This is a genomic window from Shewanella sp. FeAMO (assembly GCF_053653955.1).
The window spans coordinates 2399044-2416998 of sequence record NZ_CM132201.1; the positions used below are offsets into that span (position 1 = coordinate 2399044).

The 17955-nt window shown below is 53.8% G+C and carries 17 protein-coding genes and 1 riboswitch; of the genes, 8 read left to right on the forward strand and 9 right to left on the reverse strand.

Annotated elements, in window-relative coordinates; translation table 11 throughout:
• Positions 1 to 48: 48 nt before the first annotated feature.
• Together trhA and ACWAU4_RS10705 are read right to left on the reverse strand one after the other, a co-directional pair.
• The gene (gene trhA, locus ACWAU4_RS10700) at positions 49 to 729 is read right to left on the reverse strand and encodes a PAQR family membrane homeostasis protein TrhA (RefSeq protein WP_208125976.1); all 681 of its coding nucleotides are present in this window, start codon (positions 727 to 729) and stop codon (positions 49 to 51) included.
• A gap of 284 nt (positions 730 to 1013) precedes the next feature.
• Positions 1014 to 1244 (reverse strand): hypothetical protein, encoded by a 231-nt coding sequence (locus tag ACWAU4_RS10705; protein WP_186265613.1) that lies wholly within the window; start codon positions 1242 to 1244, stop codon positions 1014 to 1016.
• 90 nt (positions 1245 to 1334) lie between these two features.
• Here ACWAU4_RS10705 and ACWAU4_RS10710 point away from each other — a divergent pair, with 90 nt between their 5' ends.
• The 8 genes from ACWAU4_RS10710 (at position 1335) to ACWAU4_RS10745 (ending at position 11156) form a co-directional block, all read left to right on the forward strand.
• Positions 1335 to 2201 (forward strand): hypothetical protein, encoded by an 867-nt coding sequence (locus tag ACWAU4_RS10710; RefSeq protein ID WP_208125977.1) that lies wholly within the window; start codon positions 1335 to 1337, stop codon positions 2199 to 2201.
• Positions 2202 to 2365: 164 nt separating this feature from the next.
• A riboswitch (TPP riboswitch) is annotated at positions 2366 to 2465 on the forward strand.
• Positions 2466 to 2694: 229 nt separating this feature from the next.
• A complete protein-coding gene (gene thiC / locus ACWAU4_RS10715; RefSeq protein WP_208125979.1) occupies positions 2695 to 4785 on the forward strand; it encodes a phosphomethylpyrimidine synthase ThiC in 2091 nt (696 codons plus the stop codon).
• 1 nt (position 4786) lies between these two features.
• Positions 4787 to 7270 carry a thiamine phosphate synthase gene (gene thiE, locus ACWAU4_RS10720; protein ID WP_454290562.1) on the forward strand — a complete coding sequence of 828 codons (2484 nt, stop codon included), beginning with the start codon at positions 4787 to 4789 and terminating at the stop codon, positions 7268 to 7270.
• A complete protein-coding gene (gene thiS, locus ACWAU4_RS10725) occupies positions 7260 to 7460 on the forward strand; it encodes a sulfur carrier protein ThiS (RefSeq protein ID WP_071237576.1) in 201 nt (66 codons plus the stop codon). Before thiE ends, thiS begins: the two co-directional genes overlap by 11 nt.
• Position 7461: 1 nt before the next feature.
• Positions 7462 to 8241 carry a thiazole synthase gene (locus ACWAU4_RS10730; protein ID WP_144220160.1) on the forward strand — a complete coding sequence of 260 codons (780 nt, stop codon included), beginning with the start codon at positions 7462 to 7464 and terminating at the stop codon, positions 8239 to 8241.
• Positions 8234 to 9391, forward strand: coding sequence for a 2-iminoacetate synthase ThiH (gene thiH / locus ACWAU4_RS10735; protein WP_144220161.1), 1158 nt, complete (start codon positions 8234 to 8236; stop codon positions 9389 to 9391). The genes ACWAU4_RS10730 and thiH overlap by 8 nt, the downstream gene beginning before the upstream one ends.
• A 124-nt stretch (positions 9392 to 9515) precedes the next feature.
• Positions 9516 to 9770, forward strand: coding sequence for a hypothetical protein (locus ACWAU4_RS10740; RefSeq protein WP_025888106.1), 255 nt, complete (start codon positions 9516 to 9518; stop codon positions 9768 to 9770).
• A 564-nt stretch (positions 9771 to 10334) separates the two neighbouring features.
• Entirely contained in the window at positions 10335 to 11156 is an 822-nt protein-coding gene (locus ACWAU4_RS10745; protein WP_243756857.1) for a putative metalloprotease CJM1_0395 family protein, read from the forward strand.
• A 129-nt stretch (positions 11157 to 11285) separates the two neighbouring features.
• Here ACWAU4_RS10745 and ACWAU4_RS10750 read toward each other — a convergent pair whose 3' ends face one another.
• From ACWAU4_RS10750 to ACWAU4_RS10780, 7 genes are all read right to left on the reverse strand, one after another.
• Entirely contained in the window at positions 11286 to 11570 is a 285-nt protein-coding gene (locus tag ACWAU4_RS10750) for a hypothetical protein (protein WP_025009683.1), read from the reverse strand.
• A 92-nt stretch (positions 11571 to 11662) separates the two neighbouring features.
• Complete coding sequence (locus ACWAU4_RS10755) at positions 11663 to 12115, reverse strand: hypothetical protein (RefSeq protein ID WP_144128421.1); 453 nt, start codon at positions 12113 to 12115, stop codon at positions 11663 to 11665.
• 73 nt (positions 12116 to 12188) lie between these two features.
• On the reverse strand, positions 12189 to 12797 hold the full coding sequence (locus ACWAU4_RS10760) for a hypothetical protein (RefSeq protein ID WP_454290563.1): 609 nt from the start codon (positions 12795 to 12797) through the stop codon (positions 12189 to 12191).
• A gap of 421 nt (positions 12798 to 13218) precedes the next feature.
• Positions 13219 to 14115 (reverse strand): LysR family transcriptional regulator, encoded by an 897-nt coding sequence (locus ACWAU4_RS10765; protein ID WP_025009685.1) that lies wholly within the window; start codon positions 14113 to 14115, stop codon positions 13219 to 13221.
• Between the two features lie 58 nt (positions 14116 to 14173).
• Positions 14174 to 15244: a DUF3541 domain-containing protein gene (locus tag ACWAU4_RS10770; protein ID WP_243756875.1), complete on the reverse strand. Its 1071-nt coding sequence runs from the start codon at positions 15242 to 15244 to the stop codon at positions 14174 to 14176.
• Positions 15222 to 17036, reverse strand: coding sequence for a M3 family metallopeptidase (locus tag ACWAU4_RS10775; protein ID WP_208125987.1), 1815 nt, complete (start codon positions 17034 to 17036; stop codon positions 15222 to 15224). Before ACWAU4_RS10775 ends, ACWAU4_RS10770 begins: the two co-directional genes overlap by 23 nt.
• Positions 17008 to 17955, reverse strand: coding sequence for an alpha-L-glutamate ligase-like protein (locus ACWAU4_RS10780; RefSeq protein WP_025009688.1), 948 nt, complete (start codon positions 17953 to 17955; stop codon positions 17008 to 17010). Before ACWAU4_RS10780 ends, ACWAU4_RS10775 begins: the two co-directional genes overlap by 29 nt.

The following is a 17955-nucleotide window of genomic DNA, read 5'->3' on the forward strand; positions in this document are numbered from 1 at the left end:
GGAAGCCGTCTCTCTACGGCGGCGCTGAGTTAAGTCTATCCGCCTGCGTTAGATCACCGTCAGATAAACACACAGGAAATGGCAAACGGCGCCGCCCAACACAAACAGATGCCAGATGGCATGATTGAAAGGGATCGCCTTGGTAGCGTAGAAGATCACACCTAAGCTGTAGCTCAGGCCCCCGGCCAACAGCAAGTTGAACCCGGCAGTTGACAGGTTATCGATAAGCTCAGGCAACACGGCGACGCAGAGCCAGCCCATGGCCAGATACAGCACCAGGCTCAGAGCCTTGAATCTGCGAATAAAGCAGCTCTTGAACACTATTCCCCCCAGTGCCAACGACCAGATGGCTATCAGCACCCATTCTTCCTGGGCATCGGCCAAAGTAATTAACATCAGTGGGGTATAGGTTCCGGCGATTAACAGATAGATGGCGCAGTGATCCAGCATCTTGAGACGCCGTTTCCACACTGGCTGAGGAATGCTGTGATACAGGGTCGAGCAGAGGAACAGCAGGATAATACTGCTTCCATAGATGGTTACACCTGTTAACTGAATGGCATCCAGCGAATGCCAGCCCTTGAGCAACATCAGCACCAACCCAAGAATGCCGGCAATCACCCCCAAACCATGGCTGACGGCATTGGCTATCTCTTCATTCAGACTGTATCCAGCGGAAAACTGGCCATTGAACTGGGCTTCGGCTGCTGGGGCTTTGCTGTTGGGCATGATTGACTCTCTGGTTCGACCTCATTGAAAGTGAGTCTAACAGCGCCGTAGCGCCATGGCTAGATAAAAGTGTACAAGTGTTCGCTGAGATGGATTTATTCCTTGAACCGTATCGTCTGCATTTTTTGCAAACGTCTAATGTGGCACCTTAACAACTCGTTGCCCGGCTTCCAAGTCGCTTTTTACGGTTATTTTGTTCAGAGAATTCCGTCAGTCTTATTCGACAAGGGTTTTACTTGTTTTGCTTGAAGCCGTCGATTTGAGCTTGTAGCGTAAATTGCTTTTCAAACAAGGGAATGAACTTTTTGCCGAGGGTTTTCCTCTAACACTGAGTTTACATTCAGCGACGGATAAATCAGCGGCTTATGCCTTATCTTCCAGAAAAGTTTATTGCCAGCCGAGACGAAAGCTCGGCGGCAATGGCAAGCTTGAGCATCAGCATCCCGGGTAGGGATGTAGCCTTTGAGCTTGGTCTGGATGAAATCATTAATCCCTGTTCCTGCCAACCAAGCCATTCTCAATCACATTCGATTGCCCCTTTCTTTGCCCAATCGCCTTTTAGTCAACAGCTTGGGTTTCAACCCCAATGCCTGGCGCAAGTTGGCATGGCTAAAAAAGCAGAGCAGGGGGATGGTGAGGCAAAGGGCAACGCCTTCAGCAGTTGGACTGTAGCGGGAGCCGCGCACTTAGTACTATTGCTGGGGTTATCCTGGTTTTGGCAGCAGGCCGAATGGCAAAAAGTGGTGACTGAGCCTGCCAAACCCAAGGCATTGCAATCCTATCTGTATTTCAGTCAGCCCAGCCCAAAACAGTTAACGCCAGTGCCGGAAGCCTTGGAGGAAGAAGCAATAACCCAGCCCAAGGAAGCGATAGAGGTTAACAAAGCTGACTCAAGCAACCGTTCTGACTCACAAAAAACCGAGCAAAAAACTCCACAAGGCATGGTTCAAAACCAGAAAGAGCAAAGCATCCCCAAGACTCAGGATCAAAGCGTTAAGCCTATTGGTAGAGTCATTGAAGAAACGAAAAATGCAGCCGTACCTGCGCCCGAGCGAGCAAATGACTTTAGACCGCAGCCGGCAGAGCAAGCTCAGTTGGACTTCAGTTCAAGCGCATTAAAGTCTGCCCGAAAAGTATTGCAACACTCTCAACAGCAGGCGCTGCAGCAGTTATCACAGCAATATGCGGATAAGGCCACGGGACGTAAGAGCCTCAGTGAAATGGATGGGGAGATGGAGGTGCTTTGGGTCAATGACGCCGATGATTTCAATAAAGTGGCCAGTCTGGATCTGCCGCTCGACCCCAACCGTATCGTCAAGGATGGTGATACCTGCTATCGGGTCGTCAAGGTGCCGACTCCGCTCAATCCCTATGCCGAAAACTTGGGGTTTCCATTTAAGTGCGGTCAGACAGAGATGGAAAAAGCACTCAAGGAGGCGGTGGCCAGCCGTCTAAAGCGGCTTGGTAAGTGAGTTTTGCAATCAATTTATTTGACTTGAAATAAATTTTTTGTTCAATTTTTGCGAGTATTTCAATTTAATTCAGATAATTAAATTGTGATTTTAATGGATTTGATCCTGCGGCGCGTTTTGTCATTGGGCTTGTTTCCCGCTTCGGCTTGTGCTTATACTCGACAGCAATCTTGTCGGAGTGCCCTCTGGGCTGAGACCGTTTATTCGGGATCCGTTGAACCTGATCAGGCTAGCACCTGCGAAGGAAACAAGCATTCAGCTGCAGCATTACCGCAGCCACTGCGAGCAAAAATCTATGCCAAAGGCTTTAAAGAGCCGAGGCGATATCTGGCTTCTCAAGCGGACATTGAACTGACCTGAAACCACGAGGCCAGTCTGCCAACACCGCCGGAGGGGGACTCCAAATCAAGGAGTTTAACCAGTCAGCTTGCGCCGCTTATTTATTCAACTCTCCTGACAAGCAATTTCATTTTCCAAAAGAGTGAGCTTGCTTATGTCAAATCGTCAATCCAATCGTCGTCAAACCCGTGAGGCCGCCCAGGCCTTTATCGATAACCTTAAACCCTTGCAGCATCCCAATTCACAGAAGCTGTTTGTTCAGGGCTCCCGGGCCGATATTCAGGTAGCCATGCGCCAAATCAGGCAGACAGACACCCGAATACCAACCCAAGATGGCAGTGAGCAATTTGAACCCAATCCCACTGTACGTGTTTATGATTGTGCCGGCCCTTATTCAGATCCCAACGTGGCTATCAATGTGCGCCAGGGCCTGGATAAGCTCCGCCAGGGCTGGATCCTAGAGCGTGATGATACGCAAGAGCTGACCTCGGTCAGCTCCAGTTTTACCCAGCAGCGGCTGGCGGATGAAGGGCTGGATCATTTGAGATTCGACGCTTTGCCCAAACCGCGCCGGGCCAAGCCGGGTAAGCGGGTGACCCAATTGCATTACGCCCGTGCCGGCATTATCACTCCTGAAATGGAATATATCGCCATTCGTGAAAATATGGCCCGGGCCAATGAAGCACTTGCCAAAGATCCGCAGCTGGCCCGCAAGGCCAAAGGAGAAGCCTTTGGTGCTATAGTTGCCACGCCGATAACCCCTGAGTTTGTTTGCAGCGAAGTGGCCCGTGGCCGCGCCATCATTCCCGCCAACATTAACCACCCTGAAGCCGAGCCTATGATTATCGGCCGTAACTTTTTGGTGAAGGTCAACGCCAATATCGGTAATTCGGCGGTGACCTCTTCCATCGAGGAAGAGGTGGAAAAACTGGTGTGGGCCACCCGTTGGGGCGCCGATACGGTGATGGATCTGTCCACCGGCCGTTATATCCACGAAACCCGCGAATGGATAGTGCGCAACTCGCCTGTGCCCATAGGTACTGTGCCCATCTATCAGGCGCTGGAAAAGGTCAACGGCATTGCCGAAGATCTCAGCTGGGAAGTGTTTCGCGACACCCTGATAGAGCAGGCCGAACAAGGGGTGGATTACTTCACCATTCATGCCGGGGTATTGCTGCGCTATGTGCCCATGACGGCCAATCGGGTGACCGGCATGGTGTCCCGTGGCGGCTCCATTATGGCCAAGTGGTGCCTGAGCCATCATAAGGAAAACTTCCTCTACAGCCATTTCCGCGACATCTGTGAGCTTTGCGCCGCCTATGATGTTTCTCTGTCGCTCGGTGACGGCATGCGCCCCGGCTCGATTGCCGATGCCAACGACGAGGCTCAGTTTGCCGAGCTGGAAACCTTGGGTGAGCTGGTGAAAATCGCCTGGGAATACGATGTGCAGACCATAATCGAAGGGCCGGGCCATATTCCTATGCAGCTGATCAAGGAGAATATGGACAAGCAGCTTGAGTACTGTGATGAGGCCCCTTTCTACACCTTGGGGCCCCAGACCACGGATATTGCGCCCGGCTACGATCATTTCACCTCTGGCATAGGCGCGGCGATGATTGCCTGGTACGGCTGCGCCATGCTCTGTTATGTGACTCCCAAGGAGCATCTGGGCTTGCCAAACAAAGAGGATGTTAAACAAGGGCTTATTGCTTACAAAATTGCGGCGCATGCCGCCGATGTCGCCAAGGGGCACCCAGGCGCTCAGCTGCGCGACAATGCGTTGTCCAAGGCCAGATTCGAGTTTCGCTGGGAAGATCAATACAACCTGGGGCTGGATCCCGATACCGCCCGGGCGTTCCATGATGAGTCCCTGCCTCAGGAGTCTGCCAAGGTGGCGCATTTTTGCTCCATGTGCGGCCCCAAGTTCTGCTCGATGAAAATCACCCAGGATGTACGCGACTATGCTGCGTCTCTGGCTGCGTCTCAGCTAGCTTCGGGGGATTCATCAGGGGCAGACTCGGCAGAGCGCCAAACCGAGCCTGTGCAGGCTGAAGAACTGACGGCACAGCCGCTGGAAGTACTGGATGCCGAGGCGGGGATGGCGCGGATGTCGGCGCAGTTCAAGGCCGCTGGCAGCGCCCTGTATCATCCGGCTACAGCAGGCGAAAAGTCCTTGTCCGAGTCCAATCCCAAACCCAAGTCCAAGCCCGAGCCAGAGGCTGCACGCTATGAAGAGGAAGCCTGAAATGGCGGCTGATAAAAGGCCGATAGTCTGGAGCATAGCCGGCTCAGACAGTGGCGGCGGCGCCGGGATCCAGGCCGATCTGGCCACCTTCAGTAATCTTGGCTGTCATGGCTGCTCTGTCATCACCACTTTGACCGCCCAAAGCAGTGTGGCAGTGACGCTAACCGAGGCGGTGAGCGAGGAGATGTTGCTGGCGCAGCTCAATGCTCTGCTCGGTGACTTGCCGCCCAAGGCGATAAAAATCGGCTTGCTCGCCAATCAAGCGCAGCTGCAGCTGCTTTGTGACTGGTTGGCTCGGCACCTGCCTGATGTTCCTTTGGTGGTCGACCCCGTCATGGTGGCCAGTTGCGGCGATGCACTCTCAAAGAGCACTGCAACGGGCGCAGCGCGGCTGGATTACCGGCCGCTGGCGGCGCTCTCCACTGTGCTGACCCCGAATATTCACGAGCTGGCGTTGCTGAGTCACAGCGATATTCATGACTTTCCTTCCTGGCAAGATGCGGCAACTTGCCTGGCAAACGAACTGCCTTGCCATCTCTTGGCCAAGGGCGGGGATTTCGAGGCGGGGATCGCGCGCGGTCTGGCAGAAGACTTATTGCTTTTTAAAGACTTGCCTCACAGCTCCGGGTTGCATCAACGGCAGGGGTTTGTGTTGGCGAGCCCAAGACAAGCATCCAGCAACAACCATGGCAGCGGTTGCACGCTATCCAGTGCCATAGCGGCATTTTTGGCCCACGACTGGATCTTGCCCGATGCGCTGATCTTGGCCAAGGCCTATATCAATGGCGCCTTGGTGCAGAGTTATCGGGTAGGCAGTGGTCCCGGGCCCTTAGGTCGCCCAGGGACTTGTCTGGCCGCCGAGCTTATGCCTGTCATCTGGCCGCTGGAGGATTATCCCTGGGCCAACCCAGCCCAGGTGCTTGGCGCCCCTTGGCTTGCAGCACCAACCTCTGCTGATGCTGTTAGTGCTAAAGGCGTTAGTGCTGAAGGCTTCAAAACGTTGCCCCATAATTTGGGTATCTACCCAGTCGTGGCCGATGTCGAATTGCTGGAAGCCTTACTCAAGGCAGGTTGCCGCACTATTCAATTGCGGCTCAAGGAGGAAGTGCTGCCCGGTTCGAGCGCCGAGCAGGCGATCATTCGCGCTATCGCGCTCGGGCACCAATATCAGGCGCGGGTCTTTATCAATGATCACTGGCAACTGGCCATTGCCCACCGCGCCTTTGGCGTGCATTTGGGCCAGGAGGATCTCAGCCAGGCATCCCTTGAGGCCATCCAAGGGGCGGGTATGGCGCTGGGGTTATCCAGTCACGGTTATTTCGAGGCGCTGCTTGCATTGCGCCACAGGCCCAGTTATCTGGCCCTCGGGCATATTTTTGCTACCAACACCAAAGTCATGCCATCTCTGCCCCAGGGACTGGCGCGCCTTGGCGCCTATAGCGAAACCTTCGGCTCCTTGCTGCCGACGGTTGCCATTGGCGGCATTGACGAGCATAACCTTGATGCCGTCAAGCATACCGGTGTGGCCAATGTCGCCGTGGTGCGGGCCATTACCGAGGCCGCCGAGCCGGTAACGGCCTTCAGGCGCCTGACACAAAGCTGGTTAGGGCGAGCAGCCCCGATTGCAAGCGGGATTAGCTATGCTCAACAAAATGCCGGGCTGAGCGACCGCGACTTTATCCGTTACGGCAGCCAGTTGCTGCTGCCCAGAGTATCAGAAGCGGGACAGCTCGCCTTACGGGCCAAGACGGTCGCCATAGTGGGGCTAGGAGGCCTTGGTCATCATCTGGCGCACTCTTTGGCCGCCGCCGGAGTAGGGCGTCTCATTCTAATCGATCCCGATATTGTCGAGCTGGGTAATCTGCCAAGGCAACTGCTCTACAACGAGCAGGATATCGGCCGTTTGAAGGTCGACGTGGCCAAGGAAAAGCTAGGGCGCGATTATCCAAACTGCCTGATTGAGATTGAGCCCAAGCTATTTGGCCCCAAGAGCGCAGAGCTTATTCGCGAGGCGTCACTGGTATTGGATGCCAGCGATAATTTCCTTTGCCGTCATAACCTTAATCAAGCCTGTGTGAAGCTGGGCAAAGAGCTGATTGCGGCGGCGATCAGCGCCGATTCCGGCCTATTGTGTCATACCGCCCCTTGGCTTAACCCCGAGGCGGGCTGTTACGAATGCCTGTTCCCGCGGGATAGCACAGGCTCGGGGCGCTGCCGCGACATGGGGGTGCTGGGTCCTGCGGTGCAAACCCTGGCGGCGATGCAGTCGCTGGCAGCCATCAATACTCTGCTTGGAGAGCGCAGCACCCTGGGGCGGCTCATCAGCTTGGATTGCCGCACTTTAAGCGTGCGTGAGGCTGCGCTTTGCGCCGACCCGGCATGTCTTTGCTGTCAAACCCAATCTCAGGCTGGAAATCAAACCGAAGCTCAATTTATGAAAGGGCGTTCTGAGCTTAGCCGTGAGGAGAATTGCGATGCAAATTAAGATAAACAATCAAGTCAAAGAGTTGCCTGAAGCTATGACGCTGTTACAGCTGCTCGAGTGGTGTGAAATAGCGCCTGGCAGCGTGGCGCTGGTGCGTAATGGCGCCGTAGTGCCCAGATCTCAGTGGCCAGTGCTTGAATGCCGAAACGGAGACAGCCTCGAGCTGTTTTCCGCCGTTGCCGGAGGTTGATATGTTGCAAATTGGCGAGTTTGAGTTTCAATCCAGGCTATTTGGCGGCACCGGCAAGTTTGCTTCGGCAGAGCTGATGCAACGCTCGCTCGTGGCCAGCGGCGCCGAGTTGGTTACTGTGGCGATGAAGCGGCTCGATTTTAACCAGGGCAGCGATGAATTGCTAACACCGCTCAAAGAGCGCGGCGTGCAGCTGCTGCCCAATACCTCCGGGGCCCGCAATGCCAGGGAGGCGATTTTTGCCGCCGAGCTGGCACGGGAGATGCTGGGCACCCAACTATTGAAGCTGGAGATCCACCCGGATCCCCGTTATCTATTGCCGGATCCGGTAGAAACACTGGAAGCGGCCCGGATCTTGTGCAGCGAAGGCTTCACTGTTCTGCCTTATGTGCATGCCGATCCCGTGTTGTGCTTGCGCCTCGAAGAGGTAGGCTGCGCCGCCGTGATGCCGCTTGGCAGTCCCATAGGTTCCAATCAGGGGCTGGCCACAGAACCCTTTTTGAAGATCATCATAGAGCAGGCCAATGTGCCTGTGGTGGTGGATGCCGGGATCGGCGCGCCGTCTCAGGCGATGCGGGCGATGGAGTTGGGCGCCGATGCCGTGATGGTCAATACTGCCATCGCCTCCAGCTTGGATCCCGTGACCATGGCGGGCTGCTTCAAGGATGCGGTGCGCGCCGGGCGAGCGGCCTATCTTGCCGGACTCGGGACCATCAGCAATCGAGCCCAAAACACCAGTCCGCTGACCGGTTTTCTCAATCTGGGAGAAAACCATGGCTGATTTTTTTGAGCGTTTTACCGCTATCGACAGAGATCTACTGCGCCTTGCTATTGCCAGTGTCAGCGCCGCCGAGGTTGAGCGCTGTCTGGCGCGGCCCGAGACGATAGCGCACAATCCCTCGGCCTTGCCCATTCTCTTGTCACCGGCGGCCCGGGAATTTCTCGAGCCTATGGCGCAGCTCTCTGCTGCGCTCACCCGCAAGAAGTTCGGCGCCAACATAGGTCTCTATGCGCCGCTCTATGTTTCCAATCTATGCGCCAATGATTGCGACTACTGCGGTTTCAGCATGAGCAATAAAATTCGCCGCAAGACCCTAAGCCAGGCCGAACTGGATGCTGAAATTGCCATTCTCAAGCAGCGTGGCTTTGATTCTGTGTTGCTGGTTTCCGGCGAACATGAAACCAAGGTAGGGCTGGATTATTTTGCCCAGGCGCTTTTGAGGCTCAAGCAGGACTTCAGCTATCTGGCGATTGAAGTGCAGCCCCTCGCCGAAGTGGGCTATCGACGCCTTGTTGATGAGGGACTGGATGCCGTGATGGTATATCAGGAGACCTATCAGCCCGCCACCTATGACCGCCATCATCTCAGAGGCAATAAAAAGGACTTTGGTTTCAGGCTCAATACACCGGACAGGGCCGCCAGGGCCGGGGTCGACAAGATAGGCCTGGGGGTTTTGCTCGGACTGGATGATTGGCGCCTGGACTCGGCACTGATGGGATTGCATCTGGACTATCTGCAGCAAAAGTACTGGCGTAGCCGCTTCAGCGTTTCGCTGCCAAGGCTCAGGCCTTGCGTTGGCGGAGTAACGCCGGCTGTGACTCTGGATGATGCCGGACTGGTGCAACTAATCTGCGCCATGCGCTTGTTCAGCCCGGCGCTGGAGTTGAGTCTCTCTACCCGGGAGAGCGCCTCACTCAGGGACAATCTATTGCCCCTTGGGATCACCCATGTGAGTGCCGCCAGCTCAACAGAGCCAGGTGGTTATAGCAATCCCAAGTTGCAGCTGGATCAGTTCAAGATAAGTGATGAGCGCACAGTCCCTGAGGTGGTCAGCGCCATTCGAGCACAAGGCATGCAACCTGTGTGGAAAGATTGGGACGCGAGTTGGCTCGCAGGCGCCTCTTTTGCGGAAACCCATCAAGGGACATAAACCTTTCGGACTGTACATTTGCACTGAATTGGCCAATAATTGTTCAAAGCTGTGGCTAAAATGGTAGTAACTGATTTTAGCCGCAGAACGAAAATCCACAGTCCAATACAGACAAGGGGCAATCATGCAAATTCCATCGGCTTTTTCGGCGGGAGTTCAAGGGCTGCAAAGCGCCCAGTCCGGCCTGACTCAGGCAACAGTGGATATCGCCCGTCCGGCACCTGCGCAGCAGGCCGATTCGGCCCGCCCGGTTGAGGAGGCAGACAAAACCTCGGCACTGGTATCGGCATTGGAATCCAAGGCCCAGGGGCAAGCTTCAGTAGAGGTGATTGAACGCGCATCCGACACCTTAGGCAGTATCATAGATATCGAGGTGTAATATATGGTTGGCGCGCTGGCTGGCGCGGGGCTGACGGCAACAGCCGTGTCCCGGCGGCCAAGCTCGTCAATTGCCAACTTAAGCAGTGGCAGCTCCATAAACCAATCGCCTCTCAGCGCCAACCCTGCCGGTAAAATCTCCGCCAGTCAAAATCCCTCTCAGGAAAATCCCTCTCAGATAAGTGGCGTAAAGCCCAGCTCAATAAACCCGAGCCCAATAAACCTGAGCTCGGGAAATCAAAGCCCAGTCAATACAAGTTCAGTTAATCTGAGCCCACTCCAAGGTTCAGCTGCGCAACATTCAGAGCCACAAATTGTAAAGCCACCGCGGGAAGCACTGGTCAGTTTGACTAAAGGAGCTCTGGGGGCAGCGGCCTTGTCCAGCTCTGGCCATTGGCATGGAGAGGTTCAAGCATCGATGCCGCTCGCGGGGACATCGACTCAAGCATCTGCCTTTTCCGGCCAAGGGGCTGACATTGTCGGCGGCCCTGTGATACCAGTAACTTTAGCGGGAGAAGCTCCTGAGGTTCCCGCTTTTAATGGCACAAATACTTCCGCCAACTCTATGAGTGGGGCAGAGCAGGATTTTGACAACACTTCTGGCAGCTCTTCGAGTCGCTCATCGAGCCAGGCTGGCAGCGAAGTAAAAGAAGGGGACGAAGGGGCGGCTCGCCAGTCAACCGGGGAGTCGAATACGACAAGCGCAGCCGAACCCAAGCCGGATGAGGCGCAACAGAAACAGCAGCAGAACCGTGAGAGTCGTGAGCAACAGGCGCTTGAGCGGGAAATCGACTCCCTGATGAAGCGCGATACCCAGGTGCGATCCCATGAACAGGCTCATGCCGCGGTAGGCGGGATCCATGCCGGACAACCGGCATTTGAATTCGAGAAAGGACCCGATGGCAAGCGTTACGCGGTGGAAGGTGAAGTTCAGATAGATGTCTCTGTAGTGAACGGCGATCCGCTGGCGACCATGGCGAAAATGAAACAGGTCTATGCGGCGGCGATGGCACCTGTCGATCCCTCCATGGCCGATATCCGGGTTGCCGCCGAGGCGATGCGTAAATATAACCAGGCAAGAGAAGAGGCCGGAACCCAGAGACTTGCCGCCGCACCAAAGCCTGAGCTGAGTCAAAACCTGTTGGGAGCCGCAGATCCGGCTGCTGAAAAGTCCGCGCCTTCCTTTGAACCCAAGGCTGGCGACTCTGCAAACTTCCCCATAGGTCTGTCTCGTTTGATGGGCGCCATAGCACAGCAGTCAAATGCCTTGAATGAACAGGCTTTCAGTCCACCCAAGGCCGAGTTGCAGCTTGAGTCGGGTTCAGTTGCCGACGTGATAGCCGCTGAGCAGCAACAGGCGCAGCGCATTCGGGATGAGAGTCGTTAGTGCTTCACATATCTTCAAGGCTAATTTGAGTTCGGCGAGAGCGCGGCATAATAACCTCCTTGTTAAATGCTTAAACAAAGCATAGTCGGAGGTTTACTTCCGCGTCATTAACGTTGGGAATCTATATTCTCAGCAGAATGGGCAAAATAAATTATCCATAAAATCTAGTAGTTCAATATTTGGACTTGGCATAATTACTGTTACTTTACCGTGCTTTTCGCATTCAATTTCTTGAAATCCACCTTCATTAGCAACTGTGCTTATGTCTAAATCACTCCATCCACACCAAGGGCAACACTTAATTTCTGCATCGGTGTTTGCAGCTATCTCTTGCTTCCAGTTGCATTCGCCACAATGAAGCTTGTGTATTACCTTGGCTTCTGTAAGCGTAGTTACTTTAGGCTTCTCGATCATATCTCTTTCCTATACATAACGCCGCCATCACGAGCCGAGGTATTTGGCACAAAAAAGCGTGACAAGTACCGAAGGTCACGTGCATGGCCTTGTTAGGCTGTGGACTCCCAAATGAAATGTATATATTCGTCTGTGTATTCGGCATACAAGTCAACTATTAACTCCCTATCAAGGGTATACATTGCATAGGCTCCAACGAACTCCCCTGTGTTAAGCGGTAAACTTGGCTGCGCTATAAGCTCACTACACTGGCTGCGTACCATTGAGTTAAATTTATCTTCTGATATCTTTGTAAAATCAGCCTCAATAATATATGGCTTAAAGTATTCTTCTCGATCGCTCCAGTCATCTTGAAGTTCGGCAGCTAACCAAAAATTTAAACCATTATCGCGACCAAGCTTTGGAGATCTACAGATTCGAATGCTCTCCTCGGAATCAGGTACTCTAAATGCAAACCGGTTATACGTGGTTGTATAAAGACCTCGGTAGCGCCCAAGACTCATGTCTTCAAAATCAATTTTTTCTAGATCATCATACTCGAACATACTGGAAGCCTAACGCCGCCAGCAGGGGCAGACAAAGTGCGCAGTGGTTTGGGTGTCCCTCTGGCTGGCCTTGTTATTTGCGCACATGGCTAGGTAATGCGCTAATTCTAACCAACTTCCCAACTGAAGGGGACCAAGCAATTAAATGAGGCTCCATTCTGCTACCACTGGCGTCAATCAACTCTTTTACTTCACTCTGGTTGTTGGTCACGAATTCGGTCATTGCGCGAATGTAAATGTCCGTAGCCATTTCTAATTGTTCTTTTGACCAGCTGGTTTCGTATAAAAACTTAGCCCGCTGATTATCTTTTCCTACACAGTACAGCGCCAATATTAAGGAATACTTTGTGTCTGGTTCCTTATTCTCGGACGTCGTCAATATACTGACTTTATACTCTGGGTCTTCCCCGAAGTATTTTAGATATAACTTGGATAAAGCATTCTTAATATGTGGATAGGTATCCTCAGCTGCCTTGTCGCCTAGCTTTTTGACAAAAGCTCCGCCAAAAAGGATTGCAACGGATGAGATGCCAAGCAGTAGGATGGAAGCTTGAGGGCCTTTTTTAGGAGTTTCGTGAAAAGCCACATCTTGACCAAGATGTTCTAGGGACTGCTTTAACTGATCAATAGCTTTACTATCGATGCTTTCCTCAAACGCAATGTTTAATATATCTTGATTCACAGTTTCCCTCTGAGCATATAACAGCTGTATAGTGCGCATGCGCGTTTTAGTCCTCGGAGGACTGTAAACGCGCATAGCTATCTCTTTGTATTAGTTAGATATAATAGAGTCTAGCCAAAATATCCCTTGCAGTTAAACGTACATGCGCGGTTTCCAAACCTATTATCTACCAACAGTGTTTTATATCTATATGACTTTAATGATATTTTCTGTGATATTACAGAAATAATGCGCCAGATTAACTTCAAATTTCAGGGGCTTTTGTCAAAACCTCAATAATACTGTGTGAAAAACCAGCGTTATAGCGCTCTCCAGGGGCTGTTCGGGTCTTTTTCCAACTGATATTCATGACGTCATACCATAGGGACACAGCGTAAATATGAAGTTGCTCCGTTTCTTACTATTTATAATGAGCTCAGATTTATACTGAGCCGGATTTATGTTGAGCCAGGATCAGTGATTCCAGCAGCTTACAGGCCGGGCCTTGTTTGTCTCTCTGTGGCACTACCAGACTGAGCAGTATCTTGCGACTGCTGGAGCCTTTGAGACTGAGCCGTACCAATTGCCCATTTTCCAGCTCCTGCTTGACCAGATGCGCCGGGATCCAGCAAAAACCTATGCCTTTGGCCAGGATCACCTTGGCTTCGTGGAAGTTGCTGACGGTCCAGCGCTGCTCGGCCTTGAGCCAGCCGATTTCCTGCTGACTATTGACGCCGGTATCTTTGATCACAATTTGCAGATGTTGGGCCAGCACTCTGTCGTCTTCAATTTCCACTTGAGCCGCGAGCGGATGGGAAGGGTGGCAGAGCAGGTAGAAGTCCAGATCGCAAAGGGGCTCAGAGATATAACCCATGGGCGGGGTACCGCAAATCGCAATATCCACCTGATGGTTTTTGATCATCTCCTGGGTACCGCTGATCACTGTGTCCCGCACTGTGACCCGGGTTCCGCGGCTTTGGGGCAGAAAGGCGGCCAGCGCCTCGGTCAGGGTTTCCATGGGGTAGACCAGTTCCCTGGCGATGCTCAGACTCGGCTCCCACCCTTGTTCCAGATTGCTGGCGAGCTGCTCCAATTCCCCTACAGCCTGAGTGACGTGACGAGAGCGACGCAGCAGTACTTCGCCGCATTCGGTCAGATAGGCCTTGCGGCCACGCACTTCGAGGAGTTGGATCCCCAACTGATGCTGCAGCTTGGCCACAGCATGGTTGAGGGATGATTGGCTCTTGTTGAGCTGCTCGGCGGCCTGGGCGTAACCACCGAAGTCGACGACGGCCTGCAGGATCCGCCACTGTTCCAATGTGGACTTGGGTCTGTTCATTTTCTAAAAACTCGTCAGATTTCGGCCTATCATGGGTGGAAACTGCCAGTTTTTCAAACTATTTAGCCTTTTTCGTCGACTCGGTCGCCTGTTTTACCGACTCGAGTGGCGTCACCTGCATCGGCAGGTATTTCCGGGTCGCCTTGAGCTCACTCAAATAGGGGCCTTTATGCAGTTTTTCCGGCCATTTGAGCAGCATCATCGCCAGCACATTGCGGTGTTCACCCAGGGCCAGCGCCGGGTTGCCTTTGGGGGAGCGAATAAAGTCCACCTCAGGATCGAATGACTTGATGATGTGCGCCTGAGTGGCTTTCACCATGGGATGATCTTTGCCCTTGCCGGCGAGCAGATAGCTTATTCCGACTTCGGCAATAATATCGTTGGTGGCATCATTGAGGATCCGCTCGCGGTTGGCTTCGAAGTAATCGAGGATCCAGGCGAACTCCTTGGCATCAACCGGGTGCTGATAGTATTCGCTGGCGGCGAAGATAAAGTGAGTCAGGCCATAGAGCTTATTGCGATATTGTGCCTTACTGAGCTTGTCATCCTCGGCATCGGGGTAGACACGTTTGAAGGCGGCCTTGTAGTCTTCCAGGTAATCGCCAACGCCAAGTTGCTTGGCCCAGTAAACGTAGTTGACCAGCTGCGCCGCCCAGGCTTCAATCATGGCTTCGTCGGTCAGACCGTGCTGCAGATCTGTACTCTTGAGCCCTTTGAGTAACTTGTCGTGGCAGGGCCCGCTAAATCCCAATTCATCTATGCGACTGGCGTAGCGCAGCAGCACATCGGTATAAAACAGAAATTCGGGGAAGGGTTTGAGCGCTTTTTTGCGTGCCTTGGCCCTGGGGCCATTGCCCAGTTGGGATATCGCCTTGAGCGATTCACTTTTGACGAATTCAGGGTCGTCCAGTTGGCAGGCATAGAAGCTTTGCGCTTCAGTAACCGCAAACAGATCCACCAAGGCGGCGTTGGCGTACTGCTCGTCACCTGTCATCCGATAGAGGCGGATCCCGTAATGGCCCTGCACCCTGGGTGGCAGTTGGTAGAGGTGCTGCTCCAGATTCTGCTGAATGCGTTGATAAACCTCGTCAGCGCTGGGCTGGCTCTTAGCGGCCAGCGTACTGCTCATCACTCCCAGGCAGAGGGCAAGTGTCAGTTGACCGGTTCTCTTGAGTATTGGCATCGCGTATCCTCCGGATGAGTGTGGCCGCATCGGCAGCGCCAAACAGGCTTTGCAAACGGGCGACCATAGGTTGGGCTGATTCGTTGACCAGCAAGAGATCAAATAGTTGCGCCGGGTTGCAGCCCCGGGTGTGAACATCTATGGCTTTGGCAAGTTGCTGTTGCCAGAGCCCGAGATAATAGAGCGGCCCCTGATCGCTGATGGCGCCAAAGCTGTAGCTATAGTCACTGACTTCGGGCCAGGAGCCATTAAAACTGGCTTCAAACGCCTTGTGCAGCTGTGGGTATTGGCTGTTGCCAAAGGCTTCAAAGCTGGCGAGGGCCACTTTGGCACGAAACACCTTGAGCTGCTGCTGGTATTCTTCGGCCAGTTGTTCGCGCGAGCTGGGAGCTGGCTTGAGTGAAAATGCAAAGGCGCCGCTCAGATAGCGCTCCAGCCAAGCTTTGCCCACTCCGGCGCCATCCTGAGGCAACTCCAGACTGTTGTTGAGATAATAACGGCCGCCGCCACTGAGTTGGGCTATGGCGGCGCTCAGGGAAGAAACTGCGGTCTGATAATCTTTTAGCCTAAGTTGCTGAGGCTTAAGCACCAGCTCGCTCTGGCCGGTTTGTTGGCCGACAACGGCGCGGCGCAGCATTTTATGGCGGTTGTGTTTGCCTTCGCTGATAAGCAGTTCACCCAGCAGCCGACCATGGTGATACACCCTGAGCCAGTCGTCGTTAATCTGCTCTGCGGTTAATCCCAGCGGTTTGAGATGGTCAAACAGAGCTTTTAGTACTTCAGAGCCCTTGAGGGCGACCATTTCTGTTGACTGGGCCTGCTGTAACTCGCGGCCCAGATCCCAGGGGGCGTAATCCAGTTTTTGGGTGCTGGCATCGAGAAACCTGGCCACATCGCTTGGCGTACTCAGCAACTGAGAACTGAGGATAAAATCACTGTAGCTCGGGTAACCATGCGCCTTGGCTTGTTGTTGTCTCAGGGCAAAAACGGATGACAGCGGCAGTTGATTGCGTAATCTGGCGCGGCCCTGATAAGTGCGCCAAACCTTGGCGCGACAATCACCATCGGCCTGTTGCATCAAGTAAGAGGCGATATTGACTGCAAAAAAGCCAGGCTTTTGGGGTGATTGTTCCTGCTCCGCTGAATTCTCTTCGGGATTGAGAGCCTGTTGCATGCCGGGCAGGGCACATTGTCCCAACTCCAGCTTGAGATCGTCACTGCGCATTCCCTGGCGAATGCTGGCCTGGGCGCCGTGGAGGCGTGCTTTTTCCTCTATGCCCAGATGTTGCTGCATCAACCAGTCCAACCTCTGGGCCAATGCCTGAAGCTGTGGCTCATCATCCTGGTTCAGTTCGGATGTCAGGCTTATCAGCGCCGGTTCGCTCAGGAATCTATCCATGGTGTCGGCCAGTTTCAACTGACACTGCAACAGCAACTCATGCTGAGCCGCTGACAGGGGAAAACTCCGATAATAACCGAGGCGGTCATTGATATTGTGCAGCCCGAGGGTTTGTCGCTCCAGCAACTGCAGATCCTGAAATTCAGGTTGAAAATTGCTGCTGTATTCGACACATTGGGCCGTCAGCAAGGGGACGGCATCAGGCGCGGCCAGGACAGGGGAAATGCCAGAGGCCACAGTCGATGCTAGCAGCGACGCCAACACCGACAGTGGCAGCCTGGACTTGAGGCGAGACGGACTCAGGCCGGAGTTAACGGCTGGCAAAGTGCTTCTTGGCATAAGCGACCCGTTCTTCCACTGACATGGGTTTGCCCGTCATTCTTTCCACATGCTGCAGCCTTGGCAATATCCCCATGCCATTGGCTATCTGGATGGCAAGCCCGGGACGGGCGTTGAGCTCCAGCAGCAGTGGTCCCTTGTTTTGATCCAGTACCATATCGGTTCCCAGATAACCCAGTTCGCACATCTCATAGGCGCTCGAGGCCGTGTGCAACAAGGTATCCCAGTGGGGCACCTCGATTTCAATCAGGTTACGCCCCGTATCCGGATGCAAATCGACCGGGCAGTCAAACTGCACCGCATGCAGACCGCGGCCGGTAGCGATATCCAAGCCGACACCAACCGCGCCCTGGTGCAGGTTGGCCTTGCCATCGGAAGCGGCGGTGGACAACCTGAGCATTCCCATTACAGGAAAACCCTTGAACACTATCAGGCGGATATCCGGAACCCCTTCATAGCTGAAGCCATCGAATACGGGATCGAACTCAATCAAGCCCTCAATAATGGCCACATCCGGCTTGCCACCGAGGGAGAACAGGCCGCTGAGGATATTGGAAACGTGGCGATCGACCTCGCTCGGGGTGACTTCATTGCCGTTGGGCTTATAGAAGCGACCATTCTCCACATGGGTGATCACCAAGATCCCTTTGCCGCCCGAGCCTTTGGAGGGTTTGATCACAAAGCCGCTACGATCTTTTACCTGCTCGGGAATGCTATTGATACCGTGTTGCTCGCGCACCACGCCTATCAGATCGGGTACGGCAATATCATTGGCAAGCGCAAGTTGCTTGGTGGTGAGCTTGTCGTCCACCCGTTTGTAAAACTTGCGCGGATTGTAGCGGCCAATATAGTCGATATTGCGCTTGTTCATATTCAGCACGCCAGCGCGGCGCAGCTGCCATGGCCAGGCAAAATTCAT